The following is an 18,516-nucleotide window of genomic DNA, read 5'->3' on the forward strand; positions in this document are numbered from 1 at the left end:
TTAGTATAACTCGTGAGAGTTTGCTTTAACTTCTTCAGCAGATACTCTACGACCATTTGCCCACATTTTCTTATACACAAAGAATGTATAAGAGAAGATGATTGGAAGTATAATAACAGCTGCACATAATATACCTATTAGAGAAGTTTGGCTACTACTTGCGTTAAATACTGTCAAGCTATATTGGAAATTACCTACATTAGATACCATAATGAATGGGAATAATGCAAAGCCAACAGTTAATACAGCACCTAGTAGAGAGGCCATACTAGCTATGAAAGCAGCACCATCTTTATCTTTGTTGTTGAACTTGATAACAAGTAATGCACCAACAAAAGCTAGAATAGGAGCAAACCACATCCAAATAGTTTTAGCTTGCGTGAAGTTATAATACCAAGAATGGTCATTAGTAATAACTCCAGCACTGAATGGATGTTGTAATGCTTCTGATGCGTATGTACAACTTGCACCAGTAGAGTACTGATATCCAGGTATTAGAGCAATCCAAATAGCTGCGATTACAAATAAGACTAAGTAAATAGTCGCTGTAACATTTGTAATTTTTCTGAATCTATCTCTTAAAACGCCATCTGTTCTAAGCTTAGCATAAGCTGAACCATGCATTAGTGACATATTTAGAGCAAATATACCAAACAATAATGCAAATGGAGTTAGTAAGTGTATCAAAGTAACCCACATAGATTGATACTGGCCGTTAGTAACAGCACCATATATTAATCTTGAAGTATCATCATAAGAGATAGGAAAACCTAAATATAAGTTACCAACAGCTACACCCATGACAACTATAGGAATAACACTTCCTAACAAAAGCATCCAGTCCCAGAAGTTTTTCCATGTAGGGTTATCTATTTTCTTTCTATACTCAAAAGCAGGAGGTCTTAAGAAAAGTCCCCATAACACTAGTAAGATAGCAATATATAAACCTGAGAAGCTAGTAGCATAAACTTGTGGCCAAATAGCAAATATAGCACCACCAGCTGTGATAAACCAAACTTGGCTACCGTCCCAAGTAGGGCCAACTGTATTTATGATAGCTCTTTTTTCGTAGTCATCTTTACCAACAAATTTGGCAAGAATACCTACACCAAAGTCAAAACCAACAGTAGCAGCTACTAAGAATATTAGAACTCCTACAACTAGCCAAGAGATAATTTGTAAAACATCTAATAACATTTATCTCTCCTTATTTATCATTTTTGTTTTGTTCAAAATGGTATTTACCAGTGCCTAACGAACTAGGTCCTAGTCTTGCATACTTGAACATTAAGAAAATTAGTACAGCAAATAAGCTTAAGTCTATTAGACAGAAGATTGCCATAGATGTACCTACATCAGCAGCCGTAAGAGCTGAAGAACTTATACTAGTAGGAAGCTCTCCATATACTGTCCAAGGCTGACGACCATGTTCTGTTACGAACCAGCCAGCAGAGCAAGCAATAAATGGTAATGGGATTGACCATAGCATTACTCTTAATACAAGTCTGCTAAATTTAGAGCTACCTAAAGAGTTTTTAGCAAGTAGGATTAAGCCAACAAACATTAGAGCAAACAATAATAGGCCAATTCCAACCATTATTCTGAATGCCCAGAATATGCTAACAACTTCAGGAACCATATTAGTAGCAGTTGCTTTTACTAATTCAGGATCGTTAGCAACTTTTGCTATCGTATCTGAATCAGCTTTGCCGTACTTCTCTTGAGCTACTTGTACAAGTAACTTACCGAAGCCCATATATCTTTGGTATTCAGGGTTGTTGTAGTTAACATAGCTAGCATCAGGAGTATCACCTTCATGACCAGTTTCTCTCCACTTAAGAAGATCTGCATACGCTAAACCACCATCTCTAATCATAACTACCGCAGCAGGTACTTTTTCGTACTTAGCAGGGTTAGCAGCAGCTACTTCTGGAGATACATCAGCAGTTTCACCTGTTGTGATATCTCTATAGTATGCAAGGCTAGGGTCTCTAGTGCCATTAGCATCTGCTTTTCCATAGAGGATAGCTTTGATACCTGGGACTTCTACATCTGTAGAGTGAGTAGCGATTAGGCCAAGTACAGCAGGAATCTCTACTGCATAATGGTTTTCTTGGTCAGCATTGCTTGGGATAGCTACAGCATTGAAAGCAGCAGGAGCTTTAGAAGTATCCCATTCAGCTTCTATCGAAGCCATTTTTAATGGTTGTACTTTAAATGCATCTACACCGTTTGCATCACCGAAGAACATCGCCATAGTACATGCAACGATACCGAAACCTAAGCCAACACCCAAAGATCTTTTAGCAAAACCGCTATCACGATTTTTTAGTAGATAGAAAGCACTAATACCGATTACAAAAGTCGCACCAGTTGTGTATCCAGCTGTTATCACGTGACCAAAGTTTGTTTGTGCTGTTTCATTTAGGAATACTTGAAGTAAGCTTACAGTTTCCATTCTCATTGTAGATGCAACGAACTCAGAACCAACAGGATGTTGCATATAACCGTTAGCAACCAATATTAGTAACGCAGAGAAGCTTGAACCTATTGCTAAGCAGAATGTAGACAGTAAGTGTTGTTTCTTTGATAACTTATCCCAGCCGAAGAAGAATAAACCAGCAAAAGTAGACTCAAGCATAAATGCTGCCAAGCCTTCAATAGCCAGAGGTGTACCAAAAATATCACCTACTGATTGAGAGTAGTATGACCAGTTAGTACCGAATTCAAACTCCATAGTTAGACCAGTAATAATCCCTAGAGCGAAGTTAATTCCGAGTAATTTACCCCAAAACTTCACCATATCTTTATATACTTGCTTACCTGTTCTTACGTACATTAGTTCCATTGTGAATAAAATCCACGTTAGCCCTAACGTTAGAGGAACAAATAAGAAGTGAAATGATGCTGTTAAACCAAACTGCAATCTTGCTAAGTCAACAGACATGAGCGTTGGTAACATGTTGCCTCTCCTTATAGTTCTAGTATTTTAGTGTTATTTCCTTTTTGTAAAAGAATTGGAAAGAAAAAATCTTATAATTTGATAATTTAGAGGTCTTTTCTTGCCTTATAATTATACACTCCAAATTTTAACATATTAATAGCCTAAATCAAAAATTAAATTCGAGTGAAGATATTGAAAATAAAGGCTTTGAGTATACTAAAATGGTATAGTATCTGGTTTGAGTTTAGATACCTAATGCAGGTGAAATTAAGCTATATATTAGCTTTTGAGAAGTTATTTATTTAAAACGGAGGGGTTGAATTTATATTGCTACAAGCTGCATATTTAAAAATCTTATTTGTTATATTTAAATTTCTTATGTATAAAATGCATTTAATTTAAAGATTAAAGATCTATTTTTAGACTTTTTGCTAGTGCTTTGAGTTTTTTCATAGTTTCTGGAAGCTTCCTGATGGCTATCCATTGTTTTGCTAATTCAGTATCTTTATAGGCAGGGTATCCCATATGACTCTCACCAGCAGGTACATCCCACATCACACCAGCCTTACCGCCTATTCGAGCTCCGCTACCTATTTTGGTATGATCTTTGATGCCGGCGTTACCTGCTATTACTACACCATCTCCTACTGTTACAGAGCCACTGATACCTGCTTGTCCGCATATCATACAACCTTTACCAATAATGACATTGTGACCTATCTGAACTAGGTTATCGATTTTTGTATAATCACCAATTATTGTTGAGCCGTATTTAGCATTGTCAATACATGTGTTAGAACCAATATCTACAAAACTGCCAATCACAACATTACCTATATGAGGAATTCTAACTATACTTCTACCATCTTCTGAAGGTCTGTAGCCAAATCCATCTGTACCTATAGAGCAGTTTGAGTACAGTCTACAGAAGTGTCCTATAACTGTTCTATCTCGAATTGTAACACTAGGCCATATAATGCAGTTAGTACCAATTTTTGTATCGTTATAAATACATACATTGGCGTAGATTATTGTATTATCACCAATTTTAACATTTTTACCAATGTATGCTCCTGGGCCAATTGAGACATTTTTACCAATTTTTGCTGATGGGTCTATAACAGCTTTTTCATGAATGCCATTTTGTTCAGGATATGGTACAGAGAATAGTTCTAGTACCTTAGCCATGGCTAAGTCTGCGTTATTCACTACCAATATTGGCTTATCATTAATTTTTGCTAACTCAGTGCTAATCTTATCGCTGACAATAGCAGCAGCAGCCTTTGAGTTTTCCCAAAGCTTAATATGCTCGTGTTGATCTATTAAAGTCAAATCATTTTCTTTTGCGGATTCCGCATAATTAAGTCCTGAAATAATAACTTCAGTAGACGGGTTATTGATTATTCTTGCTTTTAGAATATCGGAAATTTGTTTGAGAGTGTGTTGCAACATCTTCCCCTAAAGTACACTTGTACTACAAAGATAGCATACTTCAACGTATTTTGATATCAGCTAAAGTTGCATTAGTCACCAACACCAAAATCAGTATTGCTGACAAGTATCTCAAATTGTGGATCATTAAATAGCTCTTTATATTCATCTAAAAACCATTTTTTCAACTCTTCATCTGCTTTTATTGATGTTGTATTGTTTACATATAGATTCAAAGTCGTGTGATTAAAGTGTTTTTTAGCTATTTCAATATCTTTTTTTATTATTTCTTTTGTTTGACCTTTGACACCAATCAAGAGACAAACTGAGTCAAATAGCTCACTTAGCTGTTGGGGTGATGTATGAAAGAATCCTTTATTTAAAATTTTTTCTCTAAACTGATTATCAAAGCTTTCTAAACCAGTTTTGATAAAGATATTAGTATCAAATAGATCTTTTATTTTGTGTAGATGGTCTTTGTACATCCAGTGCGCTTCGACAAATAGTAGTTTGATATCTTTTTCTTGGACTATTTCTTTAATACGATTTTTAGTTGCTTGAGGAAGTTCAAATACATTGCCTGAATTTATTATTTCAAGGACACCAAACTCTCCACTAACATTGTTTAAAATATCAAAATTAATAGAGTTGATTTCGTCGATATTTTTTGAGTTATCTAGTATATAGTCACAAAAAGTACATTTTCCATAAGCACAAGGGCGACTTTTTAGCAGTACGATTTCTCTTTTGTAGCGATGGACATCTGTGATTTTGCTATAACGATCCATTATTTGATGTACTCCTGTGCTTGTATTAAGGCTAGCTCATCAGTGTTTAATTCGTGTGTAACCCTGAAGATGCCGTCCAAACATCTAGTAACCAAACTTAGAGCTTCATCTAATGTTTTACCCTTTAAAAGATAACTTAAAAACATCGCTGCAGTAATATCACCTGAGCCACTTACTTTAGGTTGAACTTTATATTTTGCAGATTCCATATAAGAAAAGTTATTGTTCTGGTAAATTGCAATACCAGTTTTATTTTTATCAAAAGACACACTTGTAACGATTATGATTTGTTTTTCATTTTTGGTTTTTACAATTAGACTTTGGCATGCTTTGACTATATCTTCATGTTTTCTTATCTCGACACCGCTTAGTACACTTAGCTCAAATATATTTGGTGTAATTATGTCAGCTAATGGTAATAAATATTTTAAGAATATTTCTGGGTGATCGTTTGATGCAAAAATATGTCCTGTTTCATCTTCATCATATTTATCACCAAAGACAGGGTCACAGCAGTATAGGCTAGCTTGTTTTTTTTCTTTTAGTAATGTGACTGTATTTGCAATAACTTTAGCAACATCGACGTTGCCGATATATCCAGATAAGATAGCATCCTGTTTTGCTAAGAAGTTGTTAGTAATCAAGCCTTCTATAACATTTTGAATATCTTCAGCACTAAAAAAAGAACCTTTAAAAAAGTCGTATTGAGTGTGGTTTGAGAGCTGGACTGTATATATTGGAGAGACTTCTATACCAAGACGCTGCATAGGGAATACGGCAGCTTTATTACCGGCATAGCCATAGGCTACATGAGATTGAATAGATAATACTTTTGGGGTACTTACACTCATTATTTATAATCCTAGATTACTCTTTATGTTTGTTAGTAAATTAACAGATGCTTCTTTATTGCCAAACTTACCTATTCGGATAAGTAAATTAACAGTATTGTCGTTACCTTTGAGTAGTTTTATATCAAAATTAACCGTGTGGTCCTTGTCAAAAAAACTGCCGTTGATAGTGTACGTGCCGGTGATGTTCGCGGTGTCATCATTGATGTTGCTAGTTACTATTTTATTACTACCGTTATTTAGAGCCAAAAGTGTTGCATTGTATACACTTTGCAGGCTAGTGTTATCAATTTTAGCAGAAAAAGTACCATTCACAAATCTTGCAATAGATTCGCCTGCTGAGTTCAGATTGCTAGTTAAATCAGATGTGTTCGAGCAGCTAACTAGTGTTAAACTTACTAGCATTGATACTGCCCACATTTTAAGAAATTTCATAAGAATTTTGTCGATTTTAGTTAATAAACTAAAGTTTATAACACTGTTTAATCTTTGTAAATTAGTTATATCGAGCCTAGACTCTTGAAAAACTAGTAACAACCCATATACTCTACAAAAGAAGATAAGAGGTTTTGGAGAGACTGTGTCTGTATATAATCAGTTTGAGGAATTACTAGAGTTCTTAAACAATCGTGTTGTTGGTCAAGAAAATTTAAATAAGCGTTTATTGATAGCATTGCTAGCTGGAGGACACTTACTTGTAGAGGGAGCTCCTGGGTTAGCTAAGACAACTGCGATCAAAACATTGTCTGAAAGTATAGATTGCTCTTATCATAGAGTGCAGTTTACGCCGGATCTTTTACCGGCAGATTTGACAGGGACAGAGATATACATACCTCAGCAACAGAGCTTTGAGTTTCAGTCAGGGCCATTATTTCATAACCTATTGCTTGCTGATGAGATAAATAGGGCGCCTGCAAAGGTTCAGTCAGCATTGCTTGAAGCTATGGGAGAGAAGCAGATTACGGTTGGTAAGAAGACTTATCCTTTGTCTAATCTTTTTATGGTGATGGCTACACAAAATCCAATTGAACAAGAAGGTACTTATCCACTTCCTGAAGCACAGTTAGATAGATTTATGCTTTTTGTGAAGATTGAGTATCCGGATCCAAAAACGGAAGCAAAGATTCTGGCAATAAGCAGAGGTGAGGCATTAGGGCATAAATTACGCTACCCAAATATTTCTCAAGAAGCAATTTTTGCAGCACAAAAAGAAGTTTTGAATGTTCAGATGTCAGCAGCTCTTGAGCAATATATTATTGAATTGATTCTAGCTACTAGAGATCCATCAAAATATAGTCCAAGTATCAAAAAATGGATTGCCTTTGGTGCAAGTCCTAGAGGAACAATAGCGCTAGATAGAGCGGCTCGAGCACATGCTTGGCTATCTGGTAATGATTATGTATCTCCTGGAGATGTCCATGCAGTTATATATGAAGTGTTACGTCACAGAATATTGCTAACATTTGAAGCAGATGTTGATGGTATCACAAGTGATGATGTGATTGCTGAATTGCTAAAGGCTGTGCCAATCCCATAGAGTATACCTTCAATGAAAAGTTATAAAGGCATTAAGGCTGATATCCAAGAGCTTTTGAATCATCGCTATCAGGCAAAGTCACTAAAATTATTTGCTAATCAGAAAGTTAATACGACTAATGCTGGTACGAATATTTCTAATGCTAAAGGTCGTGGTATGGACTTTGATGAGGTTAGACATTATCAAGCAGGCGATGATATTAGATTGATGCACTGGTCACTTACGGCAAGACTTGGTAAGCCATACACTAAAGTTTATCATGAAGAGCGTGAACGTAGTCTGTATTTTATTGTTGATCAAAATAGTACAATGAATTTTGGTACAAGGGAGTGCTTTAAGTGTGTTAAGGCTGCCAATACACTAGCATTGTTGGGATTTGGAGCATTAGAGGCGCATGATAAGGTTGGAGGCATTATTTTTGATGATCAAGGCTATAACTTCTACCCTGCAAAACAAGATAAATCAGCCTTGATTAAAATGTTTAATCTTATAACGACTGATCACAAAGATTATCAGATTAAATCTCAAAAGAAATTAGCAGATGTTATAAAGTTTCTTTATGCTAAAGTTCGTAGTAATAGTGTGATAATTATTATTAGTGATTTTAGTAGTTTTGATGAGCAAGCAAAACAGTATCTTAAATTATTGAGAGCTAAAAATGAGGTTATAAATATATTTAGTTATGATCCTATAGAAAAGGAGTTACCTGCTTTAGATACATATTATTTTAGTGATGGTGAGCATCGTATAGTATTAGATGCTGCGAGTAAGAAACAAAGAAGTGTTTATAAAAACCTTTATCAAGAAAGATACACTGCGATAAAGGATTTTTCACGTAAGAATAAAACAGGGTTTATTGAGATAGCAACGAATGATGATCTGGTTAAAGCAATAAACTATGGGATAGCTAATTATGCAAACTAATGATCTTTTGGCTCAATTAAAAGATATTTATTTGCCTGCAAGGGTCTCTCAATGGTGGCCTTTGGCTTATGGTTGGTGGTTACTTTTAGGTTTGATTGTACTAGCTTTTATTATCTTCTTGATCATTCTACATTTTAGGAAAAAGAGAAATAGTTACAAGGATTCTATTGTTAATGATTTTAGAAGGACAATAGAAGAGACTCAACAAAATAAACCTAAAGAAGCTTTGCAGAATATCTCGGTATATCTAAAAAGAGTAGCATTACAAAAATTTCCAAACCAAGAAATCAAAACTCTACATGGCGAGCAATGGCTTGAGTTTCTTGACTCTAAAATGAAAAAGCAAAATTTTAAAAATACCAAAGCTAATATGTTGGCAAATAGTTATAGAGCTGTCGAATTAGATAGACAAACGCTAAATGAAATTTTGACTGTGGCAGAGCAGTGGCTAAGGAGAGTATTGTGATTAATATAGAATATCCTTGGTTTTTGGCTTTGATTATTTTACCTGTTATTAGCTATTGGATATTTCCAAGGGTAAAACATGATAAGCAGCTAGCACTAAAAACACCTTTTTTTGATCAGTTAGAATCTCAGTTGAGAGGTAATAAAAATGGAGACTTTACCAAAGCGAATTATCTTAAATATATTCTAAGTACTATTTGGATATTATTGATTATTTCAGGTTCTGGTATTCAGTGGTTAGGCAAACCAGTTAGCTTGCCGCAAAGTGGTAGGGATCTAATGATGGCTATTGACCTGTCTGGTAGTATGGCTATCCAAGATATGCAGAAATCTAATGGTAAAATGGAGTCAAGATTTGATCTTGTAATGCGTGTTGCTAATGAGTTTTTAGATACTCGTCAAGGAGATAGAGTAGGTTTGATACTTTTTGGTACTTGGGCATATTTACAAACGCCATTGACTTTTGATATTCCAACTGTCAAAAAAATGCTTGATGATGCAAGTATTGCCTTACCAGGTCCACAAACTGCTATAGGCGATGCTATAGGTTTGGCAGTTAAGAAGCTCAAAAGATATCCAGGTGACTCTAAAGCTCTTGTTTTGCTAACAGATGGTGAAAATAACTCCGGAGCGCTACAACCTTTGCAGGCAGCAGAACTTGCAAAACAGTATCACATAAAGATATACACCATAGGTTTGGGTGGTGGACAGATGATGGTTAAGACTACTTTTGGTGAAAGATTAGTTAATACATCAGAGGATCTTGATACAGAAGTATTACAAAAAATTGCCACAATGACCGGAGGGAAGTTTTTTAGAGCTCAAAATAGTACTGATTTGAAACAAGTATATGAATCGATAGATCAGCTAGAGCCGATAGAGTCAGACAAAACAGTAGTTAGACCAGTTACATATCTATATCCTTGGAGTCTTGGTTTTGCATTGTTGTTAAGTTTTGTGATGGCTATAGTATGGTTGAAGCGTAGGAGAGGATATTAGTATGGATTTTCATTTTCTGCGTCCGTGGTGGCTGTTAGCATTAGTGCCTATTGTAGTTTTTGTTATTTTACTTTTTAGAAGTTCTTCACAAGCAAATAGTTGGGCTAAGTATTGTGATATTCATTTATTGGAGCATATAGTTGTAGGTAAGCAGTCAAAAACTAAAAAGTCATTAGTACCATTTCTGTTTTTATGCTTGTGGATTGTATCTGTGCTAGCATTAGCAGGTCCTACATGGAAGTATAAAGATGTGCCTGTATATCAAGAAAATGTTTCGAGAGTTATTGCTTTAGATGTTTCACAGTCTATGGACACTACAGATGTTTCTCCAACTAGGCTTGAGAGAGCTAAATATAAGACTTTGGATATTTTGCGTAGAATAAAAGAAGGTCAGGTTGGGATGATAGTATTCTCAAGTGAGCCATTTGTTGTTTCGCCATTAACATCTGATGCGAATACTGTTGAGAACCTTGTCCCTGTTATTAATTCAGATATTGTTCCTGTGCAGGGTAATAATATCTATAAAGCTATAGAAAAATCTGCTCAGTTAATTACTCAAGCAAGTGCAAAAAAAGGTCAGATAATTTTGATAACAGATTCAGCACCATCAGCTGATGCTATCGCCAAAGCAAAACAGTTAGCAGAGCAGGGTATAGATACTGATGTATATGCAATAGGAACTCCAAAAGGCGGTATTGCTAAAGATGATAAGGGTAATTATATAAAAGATGATGGAGGCAATATCCAGTATTTTGGTATAGATATGAATCAACTTGAAGCATTAGCAAAAGCTGGATCTGGAAAATTAGTGACTTTAACTGCTAATAATACTGATATTAAGAAGTTACTATCAGATACACAAGGCAATGGTAAAAAGAAATCAGATAAAAAGTCGGCAAATATTTTTTGGCAGGATGAGGGAATTTATTTTATTTGGTTACTGGTAGCTATGAGTTTACTATTTTTTAGAAGAGGTATTTTGGAGAGAATATGTCGCTAAGAAAATTAATATTTATCTTGTCACTATTACCATGTTTTTGTTTTGCGAATAAGTGGAATGATTTATGGCAAACAAGAGATCAACAAGGCATGAGCTATTATGATAGTGGTAATGCAAAAAAAGCGGCTGAAGCTTTTGAAAATAGTAATTGGAAAGGTTCTTCATACTATAAAGCTGGAGACTACCAAAATGCATATCAAGAGTTTAAAAAAGATGATTCAGCTAAAGGGTTGTATAATCAGGGTAATGCCTTAACGCACATTGGCGAATATAAAAAAGCTATAGACGCATATACAAAAGCTATACAAAAAAGACCAGATTTTGCAGATGCAAAAAATAATTTAGAAGTAGCAAAAGAGCTAGATAAACAAAAGGATAATCAGCAGAAGTCTCAAGACAACAAAGACAACAAAGACAACAAAGACAACAAAGACAACAAAGACAACAAAGACAACAAAGACAACAAAGACAACAAAGACAACAAAGACAACAAAGACAACAAAGACAACAAAGACAACAAAGACAACAAAGACAACAAAGACAACAAAGACAATAAAGACAATAAAGACAATAAAGACAATAAAGACAATAAAGACAATAAAGACAATAAAGACAATAAAGACAATAAAGACAATAAAGACAATAAAGACAATAAAGACAATAAAGACAATAAAGACAATAAAGACAATAAAGATAATAAAGATAATCCTGAGCAGTCAGCCGCAGAAGATCAGCGCCAACAAGAACTAAATGATAAAGAGGCGAATAAGCTATTAGCTGCGATAGACAGTAATCCTGGAGGACTTCTTAAAAATAAATTTGCACGTGACTACCAGAGGATGATAGGAGATAAGCGTGAGAACTAAATTATTAAAATTAGTAAGTATACTTTTGCTGTTAATCGCTGGATTGAATATTAGTTATGCTAATGTCACAGCTAGTGTCGAGAATACTCATCTTGAGTATGGAGAAACTTTTGAGCTAATACTCCACCTAGATGATTTTGACACTCAGCCTGACCTAGATGTTTTAGATAAAGATTTTACAGTTTATAACACTAGTACCAGCAGTAAGACTACTGTTATAAATGGTAAATCAAGTTCACAATTTGAGATGATTGTTACTCTTATGCCAAATAGATCAGGTAATTTGACAATACCATCAATTAAAGTCGGTAACGAGTCCACTAAGCCAATCTCTATAAAAGTAGATAAAAAACTCTCAAGTGAAGAGGCAAGTAACTATCAAGATATATTTGCCATAGGCACATTAGCCACAAACGAAACTTATGTTAATGTGCCTGTGTTGTATACTTTGAAGTTGTATTATTCGACACCTATTTTGAGTCTGGATCCTAGAAATTTTGATATAAAAAACTCTGAAATAAAACAAACCAATCACAGAAGAACTTATCAAAAGCGTATTAATGGCAAAATGTATGATGTTGTTGAAGAAAGTTTTTTGATAATCCCACATAGAACCGGAACTATTGCTATTCCACCTATCGCAATGCAAGCAACTATTCCGAATAGATTTGGGCAACTAGGAACTAGGGTTAAGAGCTTCTCCACGGATGCCAAATTTTTAAGAATTAAACCAATTCCCCAAAAAATAGCGATTAAGGACTGGTTCCCTGCTTCAGATGTTAAGCTTAGTGACAACTGGTCAGCAGGGGATACCATAAAAGAGGGAGAACTACTAACTAGGACTGTAACTATTAAGGCAAAAGGCGTTTTAAGTGAAGATATTCCAAAATTAGAATTTAAATCTTCTGATGCTTTTAATGTTTACCCTGAGAAACCGGTACTAGAGGATGTCGAGCAAGGTGGTCAGTTAATAAGTACAGCGACTTATAAGATTGGCTATATGCCTATTAAGCAAGGTAAAACAACAGTTCCTGCTGTTACATTGAAATGGTTTGATATTGATAATAGCAAGTCACAACTTGCGACAATAGCTGCAAAAACATTTGATGTCAAAAAAGGCACTATACCTAGTACAAGTTTTAATGTAGGTAGTCAAACAGCACCACAAGTTATTAAAAAGGTTATTGAAGATACTTTTTGGCGAAATGTGGCTATAGGGATTTTTGTATTATGGCTGATTACATTTATGCTACTCATAAAGTGTAAACTAACTCGAAAAGCTAAAAATATAACTGAAGAAAAGTTTGTTACAGATGATAAAAATCCTGCAAGCATAAAAGATATTAAAAAAGCATGTGCTAATAAAGATAATATACAGCTTCAAAAAGCAATTATTGGTTGGGCTAATACAAAAAATGATAAGCAACTCTTTTCATTATTAGAGGTTGCTGAGATATTCCCACAATTAAAAGAGCAATTAAAGTCTTTAAATGCGAGCATATATGCCGGAAAAAGTTTTAGCAATTACCAAGAACTGTTAAGTTTGATTAAAAGTACAACAAAAAATACTAAATCTAAATCTGATACACTAATTAAAGGTTTGTATGAATAGGTAGGGATCATGAAAAAATTTTTATTAAGTATATTTATATTTTTGACTTTTGCTGTTTCAGCGAATTCACAAACTGTTCTTATAACTGGTTTTACTCCTTTTGGTGGAGAAAAGATAAATCCATCTTGGCAAGCAGTTAAACAGCTTCAAGACTCTATTGATGGAGCTAAGGTTATTAAAAGACAAATTCCAGTTACATTCAAAGGCTCTGTTAATGAGTTAGATAAGTTAATCAAAGAATATAATCCTGATGTGATTATTGCAATTGGCGAAGCTGGAGGACGAGCAGCAATCTCTATCGAAAGAGTAGCAATAAATGTCGATGATGCTAGGATTGCGGATAATGATGGCTATCAGCCTAAGAATGTCAAAATATCAACAAATGGTGATAATGCTTATTTCTCTAAGTTACCAATTTATCAAATCCAAGATGCAATACAAGCGCAGGGTATTCCAGCATATATATCTAATAGTGCAGGAACATATGTTTGTAATCATGTAATGTATCATTTACTAGAGACATATCCTAATAAGATAGTTGGATTTATACATGTGCCATATGCACCACAGCAAGTTGTAAATAAAGCTGATATACCTAGTATGAGCACTAATGATGCTACTAAAGCATTAAAGATTGCTATACAAGAGTCATTGATTAAGCAGGGTAGTTAACATGATAAAAGATTGGAAATATTATTTAGGATTATTGTTATTTATCTTATCATTTGTGCCTTATGTTGTAGTTTTTTGCATAATGCCTTTTTTGGGGTTATCTACATCTAGCTATTTGGCTATTTCATCAATTTTGCTTGTTAGTGCGGAGGGAATTTTTCTAATATCAGTTATGCTATTAGGTAAAGTAATAATTGATACGATAAAATCAGCGATTAAGACAATATTTAAATCAGCTTTTACAACACAGAAGCCGATTAGTCGTAAAAGGCATAGCATTGGTTTAGTGATGTTCTTTGCTAGTTTGGTATACCCAACATTATTGCTTGAGATGATACTAATTTTTGACAAAATTAACCAAGTTGGTCAGCTAAATATGATGCTTGTCTTGTTTAGTGGCGATATTATTTTTGTGGCTAGTTTTTTTGTCTTAGGTGGTGACTTTATCAATAAGTTAAAATCAGTATTTAGGTACACTAATTAAGCATAACTGAGGGTATAAGAAGATATGTTTCATAGATTTAAGTTAATAGTTTGTTTAACTCTAGTACTATTGCCTTTTAGTCTTTATGCAAAAGATAAAAAGTTAGATTATTCTAATTTTCTCGGGACTTGGGCTAATGTGGATAAAAACACTCAATCCATAGTTAAGTTTGAAATAACTGCCGATGCTAAAGGTAACCCTTTGATTAGTCTAAAGGGAAATTGTTCACCAACATTTTGTGATATTGGGCCGTATAAACTAGTGCTATATGGAGATAGTGTAGCATCTAAAAAAGCGGTATCTGCTATTGCTAATTATGATATTGATTGGTCGAAAGGATATTATGTGCTAAGACTAGAATCAGCTGATAAAGTGGAGCTTTCTTCGTATAATAGTTATGATGATTTTAGGACTAATAGCTATACTTCAGGGGTCTTTGTAAAGTCAGACTCAGTAGATAAATAGTATCTAGCCATTTGTCTATAGATTCTATTTGTATTATTATGGTTGTGTATTTTGGTAGATAGCTAAATTGTAATTTTTGGAGTGGTAATATTTGTGATGAAAGTAGAGTTTAGAGTTTTACAAACGCCAGATATTAACCAAATGCTAGAAGTGTTGATTGATACAGTTATCAAAGAATATGATGAATGCAAAACAATAGCGATTCTTGCTCCTACAGGTATTGCAAAACAGCTTGATGATGATTTATGGCAAGATGGTCAAGATTCTTTTATACCGCATCATTGTGCTATAGCTGCTAGAGAATATAACCAATATAAAAATATTCCGATTCTTATTACAGATAATTTATTTATCACTTCAGGTTATGATGTTTTGATTAATATCATGGAAGTAGCAGTTGATCCTCAACGAGTTAAAATCAAAGAGTTAAAAGAGTTTGTTTATCAGGAAGATAGAGCTTTGCAGGCTTCGCGTAAGAAGTATGTTTACTATAAGAACTCAAATTTAGAAATAACTACTACCAAAGATAGTTAGTGTTGCTATTGGACATAGCTAGCTTATTGATGGTAAACCTTGGTATTATTTAACTAGTGACTAATAGTACTTTCTAAAGAACTTTGTTAAAATTATCAGCATTAATTTTTTCTATAAACTTATATATTTAGGCATTATAAATGACTCAAGAAATGAATAAAAACTATAATCCAAAAGAAATAGAGCAGTCTAATTATCAAAATTGGGAAGCTTCAGGTAAGTTTGCATGTGGTAATACTGACTCAAAAGATACTTATACAATCATGCTACCTCCACCAAATGTAACAGGTACACTGCATATGGGACATGGCTTCCAGATGTCATTGATGGATATTTTGATCCGTTATAACCGTATGTCAGGCAAAGATACATTTTGGCAACCAGGTACTGATCATGCTGGTATTGCTACACAAATGGTTGTAGAGAGACAGCTAAATGCTCAAGATATTTCAAGACATGACTTAGGTCGTGAGAATTTTGTAAGTAAGGTTTGGGAATGGAAAGAGCTATCAGGTGGCACTATTACATCACAGATGCGTAGAATAGGAGCTTCTCCAGATTGGGATCGTGAGAGATTTACAATGGATGATGGTTTATCTGATGCTGTTAAAAAATGCTTTATCAAATTATACGAAGATGGCTTAGCATATCGTGGCGAGAGATTAGTAAACTGGGACCCTAAATTAAAGACAGCAGTTTCAGACTTGGAAGTTGCCCAAGTAGATAAGCAGGGCTCACTTTGGCATTTCGTATATCCGGTAGCTGATAGTGATGAGAAGATCATAATCGCAACAACTCGTCCAGAGACAATGCTCGGTGATATGGCAGTTGCAGTCCATCCAGAAGATGAAAGATACACTCATTTAGTTGGTAAGATGATAAATCTACCACTTACAGATAGACAGATTCCAATTATCGCTGATGATTATGTCGAAAAAGACTTTGGAACAGGTTGTGTCAAGATCACTCCAGCTCATGATTTTAATGACTATGAAATGGGCAAAAGACATGATTTGCCAATGCTAAATATTCTAACTGATGATGCGACATTAAATACAAATGTACCATCAAAATATCAAGGTTTAGATAGATTTGAAGCGCGTAAGCAAATAGTTGCTGATATGGAGGCTTTGGGTCTTTTAGATAAGATAGAACCACATGCGCTAAAAGTGCCAACTGGAGATAGAACAGGAGAAATTCTTGAGCCATATCTAACTAAACAATGGTTTGTCAAAGCTGATGTGCTAGCAAAACCTGCTATAGAAGCAGTTGAAAAGGGCGATGTAAGATTTGTACCAGATAATTGGAAAAATACTTATTTTGCGTGGATGAGAGATATTCAAGATTGGTGTGTATCACGTCAACTATGGTGGGGTCATAGAATCCCAGCTTGGTATGATGAAGTAGGTAATGCTTATGTAGGTGAAAGTGAGGTTGATGTTAGAGCTAAATATAATTTGGCGGATGATGTGACTATCAAGCAAGATGAAGATGTATTTGATACTTGGTTCTCATCGGCATTATGGCCATTTAGTACATTAGGTTGGCCTGAGCAAACTCCAGAGTTGGCAAAATACTATCCAACAAGCGTACTTGTAACTGGTTTTGATATTATCTTCTTCTGGGTAGCTAGAATGATGATGTTTGGCATGTATTTTATGAATGATGTGCCATTTAGAGATATCTATATCACAGGACTTATTCGCGATAGCGAAGGGCAGAAAATGTCAAAATCTAAAGGTAATGTATTGGATCCTGTAGATTTGATAGATGGTATTTCACTAGATGAGCTTCTGAAAAAGAGAACTACTGGTCTAATGCAACCACAAATGAAAGCTAAAATTGAAAAGGCAACTAAAAAAGAATTCCCTGAAGGTATCAGCGCTTATGGTGCTGATGCCGTCAGATTTACTTATGCTGCATTGGCATCTACATCGCGTGATATCAGTTTTGATACTGCGAGAGTCGAGGGTTATCGTAACTTCTGTAATAAGTTATGGAATGCTTCAAGATTTGTGATGATGAACCTTGATGATTATAAAGTTTGTGATAACTATGAGTTAGGTGTGGCTGATAAGTGGATTTGGAGTGTGTTAAACACTGCTACTGCTGATGTACATAGACATCTTGCTAACTATCGTTTTGATTTAGTAGCAAACACTATTTATGATCTTGTATGGAATAACTACTGTGACTGGTATGTTGAGTTCGCAAAAGTTGCTCTAAAAGATGATTCACTATCTGAGCAACAAAAAAATGGTGTTAAATATACTCTTACTAAAGTTTTAGAAAATATCCTTGCTTTAGCGCATCCGCTTATACCATTTATTACAGAGAGTATTTATCAGCAGTTAAAAGCACATTTAAATGATGCTAAAGATACAATTATGGATGTATCTTATCCTGTAGCTACTCAAGATTTAGAAGCTCCAGAAGCTGAAAAAGCTATCGTATGGTTACAAAATGTTGTTACAACTCTACGTAATATGCGTAGTGAAGTCGGTATCAAGCCATCTTTAAAGATTTCTCTAGTAGTCAAAGATGTTGCTGCTAAGGACAGAGAATACTTAGCTCAAACAGAAGGCTTTATCAAAGCGTTAGCTAGAATAAATAATATTGAGTTTAATGATAATCCGCCAACATCTTTATCACAGATTATCGAAGGGCTTGAGTTAAATATCCCATTAGCAGGTTTGGTTGATATCGAAGCTGAAAAAGCAAGATTAGATAAAGAGCTAGATAAGCTAAAAGACGAAGTTGATAGAGTACAGAAGAAGCTTTCTAATGAAAGATTTGTCTCAAATGCTCCAGAGGCAGTTGTTGCTGCAGAGCAAGAAAAGTTAGCTAAGTATCAAGAGCTTTATGCTAAGACTTTAGAGAAGAAGCAAGCATTAGTATAGCTACTTATAGATCACCTTATTTCTACAATTTTCTGGATAAAATT

At 34.7% G+C, this 18,516-nt stretch carries 18 protein-coding genes; 12 read left to right on the forward strand and 6 right to left on the reverse strand.

Translation table 11 applies throughout. The features are described from left to right. From cydB to F7308_RS00925, 6 genes are all read right to left on the reverse strand, one after another. Positions 1 to 1,197 carry a cytochrome d ubiquinol oxidase subunit II gene (gene cydB, locus F7308_RS00900; RefSeq protein ID WP_013921973.1) on the reverse strand — a complete coding sequence of 399 codons (1,197 nt, stop codon included), beginning with the start codon at positions 1,195 to 1,197 and terminating at the stop codon, positions 1 to 3. Positions 1,198 to 1,207: 10 nt separating this feature from the next. Beyond that, positions 1,208 to 2,962 carry a cytochrome ubiquinol oxidase subunit I gene (locus tag F7308_RS00905; protein WP_013921974.1) on the reverse strand — a complete coding sequence of 585 codons (1,755 nt, stop codon included), beginning with the start codon at positions 2,960 to 2,962 and terminating at the stop codon, positions 1,208 to 1,210. Between the two features lie 387 nt (positions 2,963 to 3,349). Continuing rightward, complete coding sequence (gene lpxD / locus F7308_RS00910) at positions 3,350 to 4,393, reverse strand: UDP-3-O-(3-hydroxymyristoyl)glucosamine N-acyltransferase (RefSeq protein ID WP_041263867.1); 1,044 nt, start codon at positions 4,391 to 4,393, stop codon at positions 3,350 to 3,352. 74 nt (positions 4,394 to 4,467) lie between these two features. Further along, complete coding sequence (locus F7308_RS00915; RefSeq protein ID WP_013921976.1) at positions 4,468 to 5,163, reverse strand: radical SAM protein; 696 nt, start codon at positions 5,161 to 5,163, stop codon at positions 4,468 to 4,470. Then, entirely contained in the window at positions 5,163 to 6,014 is an 852-nt protein-coding gene (gene pdxY / locus F7308_RS00920) for a pyridoxal kinase (protein WP_013921977.1), read from the reverse strand. The genes F7308_RS00915 and pdxY overlap by 1 nt, the downstream gene beginning before the upstream one ends. 3 nt (positions 6,015 to 6,017) lie before the next feature. Beyond that, positions 6,018 to 6,449, reverse strand: a complete 432-nt coding sequence (locus tag F7308_RS00925; RefSeq protein ID WP_041263869.1) for a DUF3568 family protein — start codon at positions 6,447 to 6,449, stop codon at positions 6,018 to 6,020. 145 nt (positions 6,450 to 6,594) lie between these two features. Between F7308_RS00925 and F7308_RS00930 the strand changes: the two genes are divergently transcribed. From F7308_RS00930 to F7308_RS00985, 12 genes are all read left to right on the forward strand, one after another. Continuing rightward, positions 6,595 to 7,551, forward strand: coding sequence for an AAA family ATPase (locus F7308_RS00930; protein WP_013921980.1), 957 nt, complete (start codon positions 6,595 to 6,597; stop codon positions 7,549 to 7,551). Between the two features lie 12 nt (positions 7,552 to 7,563). Continuing rightward, positions 7,564 to 8,475 carry a DUF58 domain-containing protein gene (locus tag F7308_RS00935; protein WP_013921981.1) on the forward strand — a complete coding sequence of 304 codons (912 nt, stop codon included), beginning with the start codon at positions 7,564 to 7,566 and terminating at the stop codon, positions 8,473 to 8,475. Further along, positions 8,465 to 8,941 (forward strand): DUF4381 domain-containing protein, encoded by a 477-nt coding sequence (locus F7308_RS00940; protein ID WP_013921982.1) that lies wholly within the window; start codon positions 8,465 to 8,467, stop codon positions 8,939 to 8,941. Before F7308_RS00935 ends, F7308_RS00940 begins: the two co-directional genes overlap by 11 nt. Next, positions 8,938 to 9,939, forward strand: a complete 1,002-nt coding sequence (locus F7308_RS00945) for a vWA domain-containing protein (protein ID WP_013921983.1) — start codon at positions 8,938 to 8,940, stop codon at positions 9,937 to 9,939. The genes F7308_RS00940 and F7308_RS00945 overlap by 4 nt, the downstream gene beginning before the upstream one ends. A gap of 1 nt (position 9,940) precedes the next feature. Beyond that, positions 9,941 to 10,939, forward strand: a complete 999-nt coding sequence (locus F7308_RS00950) for a vWA domain-containing protein (protein WP_013921984.1) — start codon at positions 9,941 to 9,943, stop codon at positions 10,937 to 10,939. Next, positions 10,930 to 11,805: a tetratricopeptide repeat protein gene (locus tag F7308_RS00955; RefSeq protein WP_013921985.1), complete on the forward strand. Its 876-nt coding sequence runs from the start codon at positions 10,930 to 10,932 to the stop codon at positions 11,803 to 11,805. The genes F7308_RS00950 and F7308_RS00955 overlap by 10 nt, the downstream gene beginning before the upstream one ends. Continuing rightward, positions 11,795 to 13,417: a BatD family protein gene (locus F7308_RS00960; RefSeq protein ID WP_013921986.1), complete on the forward strand. Its 1,623-nt coding sequence runs from the start codon at positions 11,795 to 11,797 to the stop codon at positions 13,415 to 13,417. The genes F7308_RS00955 and F7308_RS00960 overlap by 11 nt, the downstream gene beginning before the upstream one ends. A gap of 9 nt (positions 13,418 to 13,426) precedes the next feature. Further along, positions 13,427 to 14,089: a pyroglutamyl-peptidase I gene (gene pcp / locus F7308_RS00965; RefSeq protein WP_013921987.1), complete on the forward strand. Its 663-nt coding sequence runs from the start codon at positions 13,427 to 13,429 to the stop codon at positions 14,087 to 14,089. Position 14,090: 1 nt separating this feature from the next. After that, positions 14,091 to 14,573 (forward strand): transporter suffix domain-containing protein, encoded by a 483-nt coding sequence (locus F7308_RS00970; RefSeq protein WP_013921988.1) that lies wholly within the window; start codon positions 14,091 to 14,093, stop codon positions 14,571 to 14,573. Positions 14,574 to 14,597: 24 nt separating this feature from the next. Further along, entirely contained in the window at positions 14,598 to 15,038 is a 441-nt protein-coding gene (locus tag F7308_RS00975) for a hypothetical protein (RefSeq protein WP_013921989.1), read from the forward strand. 96 nt (positions 15,039 to 15,134) lie between these two features. Continuing rightward, positions 15,135 to 15,572: a DNA polymerase III subunit chi gene (locus F7308_RS00980; RefSeq protein WP_012280060.1), complete on the forward strand. Its 438-nt coding sequence runs from the start codon at positions 15,135 to 15,137 to the stop codon at positions 15,570 to 15,572. Between the two features lie 140 nt (positions 15,573 to 15,712). Continuing rightward, positions 15,713 to 18,472, forward strand: a complete 2,760-nt coding sequence (locus tag F7308_RS00985; RefSeq protein ID WP_013921990.1) for a valine--tRNA ligase — start codon at positions 15,713 to 15,715, stop codon at positions 18,470 to 18,472. Positions 18,473 to 18,516: the final 44 nt, after the last annotated feature.

The organism is Francisella salina (assembly GCF_000219045.1).
GTDB classification, from domain to species: Bacteria; Pseudomonadota; Gammaproteobacteria; order Francisellales; family Francisellaceae; genus Francisella; species Francisella salimarina.

What these genes read in the sequence shown, in the direction of transcription:
- F7308_RS00905 (WP_013921974.1), bottom strand. Translation starts at nt 2,962, where the DNA reads ATGTTACCAACGCTCATGTCTGTTGACTTAGCAAGATTGCAGTTTGGT.
- F7308_RS00975 (WP_013921989.1), top strand. Translation starts at nt 14,598, where the DNA reads ATGTTTCATAGATTTAAGTTAATAGTTTGTTTAACTCTAGTACTATTG.
- pdxY (WP_013921977.1), bottom strand. Translation starts at nt 6,014, where the DNA reads ATGAGTGTAAGTACCCCAAAAGTATTATCTATTCAATCTCATGTAGCC.
- pcp (WP_013921987.1), top strand. Translation starts at nt 13,427, where the DNA reads ATGAAAAAATTTTTATTAAGTATATTTATATTTTTGACTTTTGCTGTT.
- F7308_RS00915 (WP_013921976.1), bottom strand. Translation starts at nt 5,163, where the DNA reads ATGGATCGTTATAGCAAAATCACAGATGTCCATCGCTACAAAAGAGAA.
- F7308_RS00980 (WP_012280060.1), top strand. Translation starts at nt 15,135, where the DNA reads ATGAAAGTAGAGTTTAGAGTTTTACAAACGCCAGATATTAACCAAATG.
- F7308_RS00935 (WP_013921981.1), top strand. Translation starts at nt 7,564, where the DNA reads ATGAAAAGTTATAAAGGCATTAAGGCTGATATCCAAGAGCTTTTGAAT.
- F7308_RS00970 (WP_013921988.1), top strand. Translation starts at nt 14,091, where the DNA reads ATGATAAAAGATTGGAAATATTATTTAGGATTATTGTTATTTATCTTA.
- F7308_RS00955 (WP_013921985.1), top strand. Translation starts at nt 10,930, where the DNA reads ATGTCGCTAAGAAAATTAATATTTATCTTGTCACTATTACCATGTTTT.
- F7308_RS00925 (WP_041263869.1), bottom strand. Translation starts at nt 6,449, where the DNA reads ATGAAATTTCTTAAAATGTGGGCAGTATCAATGCTAGTAAGTTTAACA.
- F7308_RS00940 (WP_013921982.1), top strand. Translation starts at nt 8,465, where the DNA reads ATGCAAACTAATGATCTTTTGGCTCAATTAAAAGATATTTATTTGCCT.
- cydB (WP_013921973.1), bottom strand. Translation starts at nt 1,197, where the DNA reads ATGTTATTAGATGTTTTACAAATTATCTCTTGGCTAGTTGTAGGAGTT.
- F7308_RS00985 (WP_013921990.1), top strand. Translation starts at nt 15,713, where the DNA reads ATGACTCAAGAAATGAATAAAAACTATAATCCAAAAGAAATAGAGCAG.
- F7308_RS00950 (WP_013921984.1), top strand. Translation starts at nt 9,941, where the DNA reads ATGGATTTTCATTTTCTGCGTCCGTGGTGGCTGTTAGCATTAGTGCCT.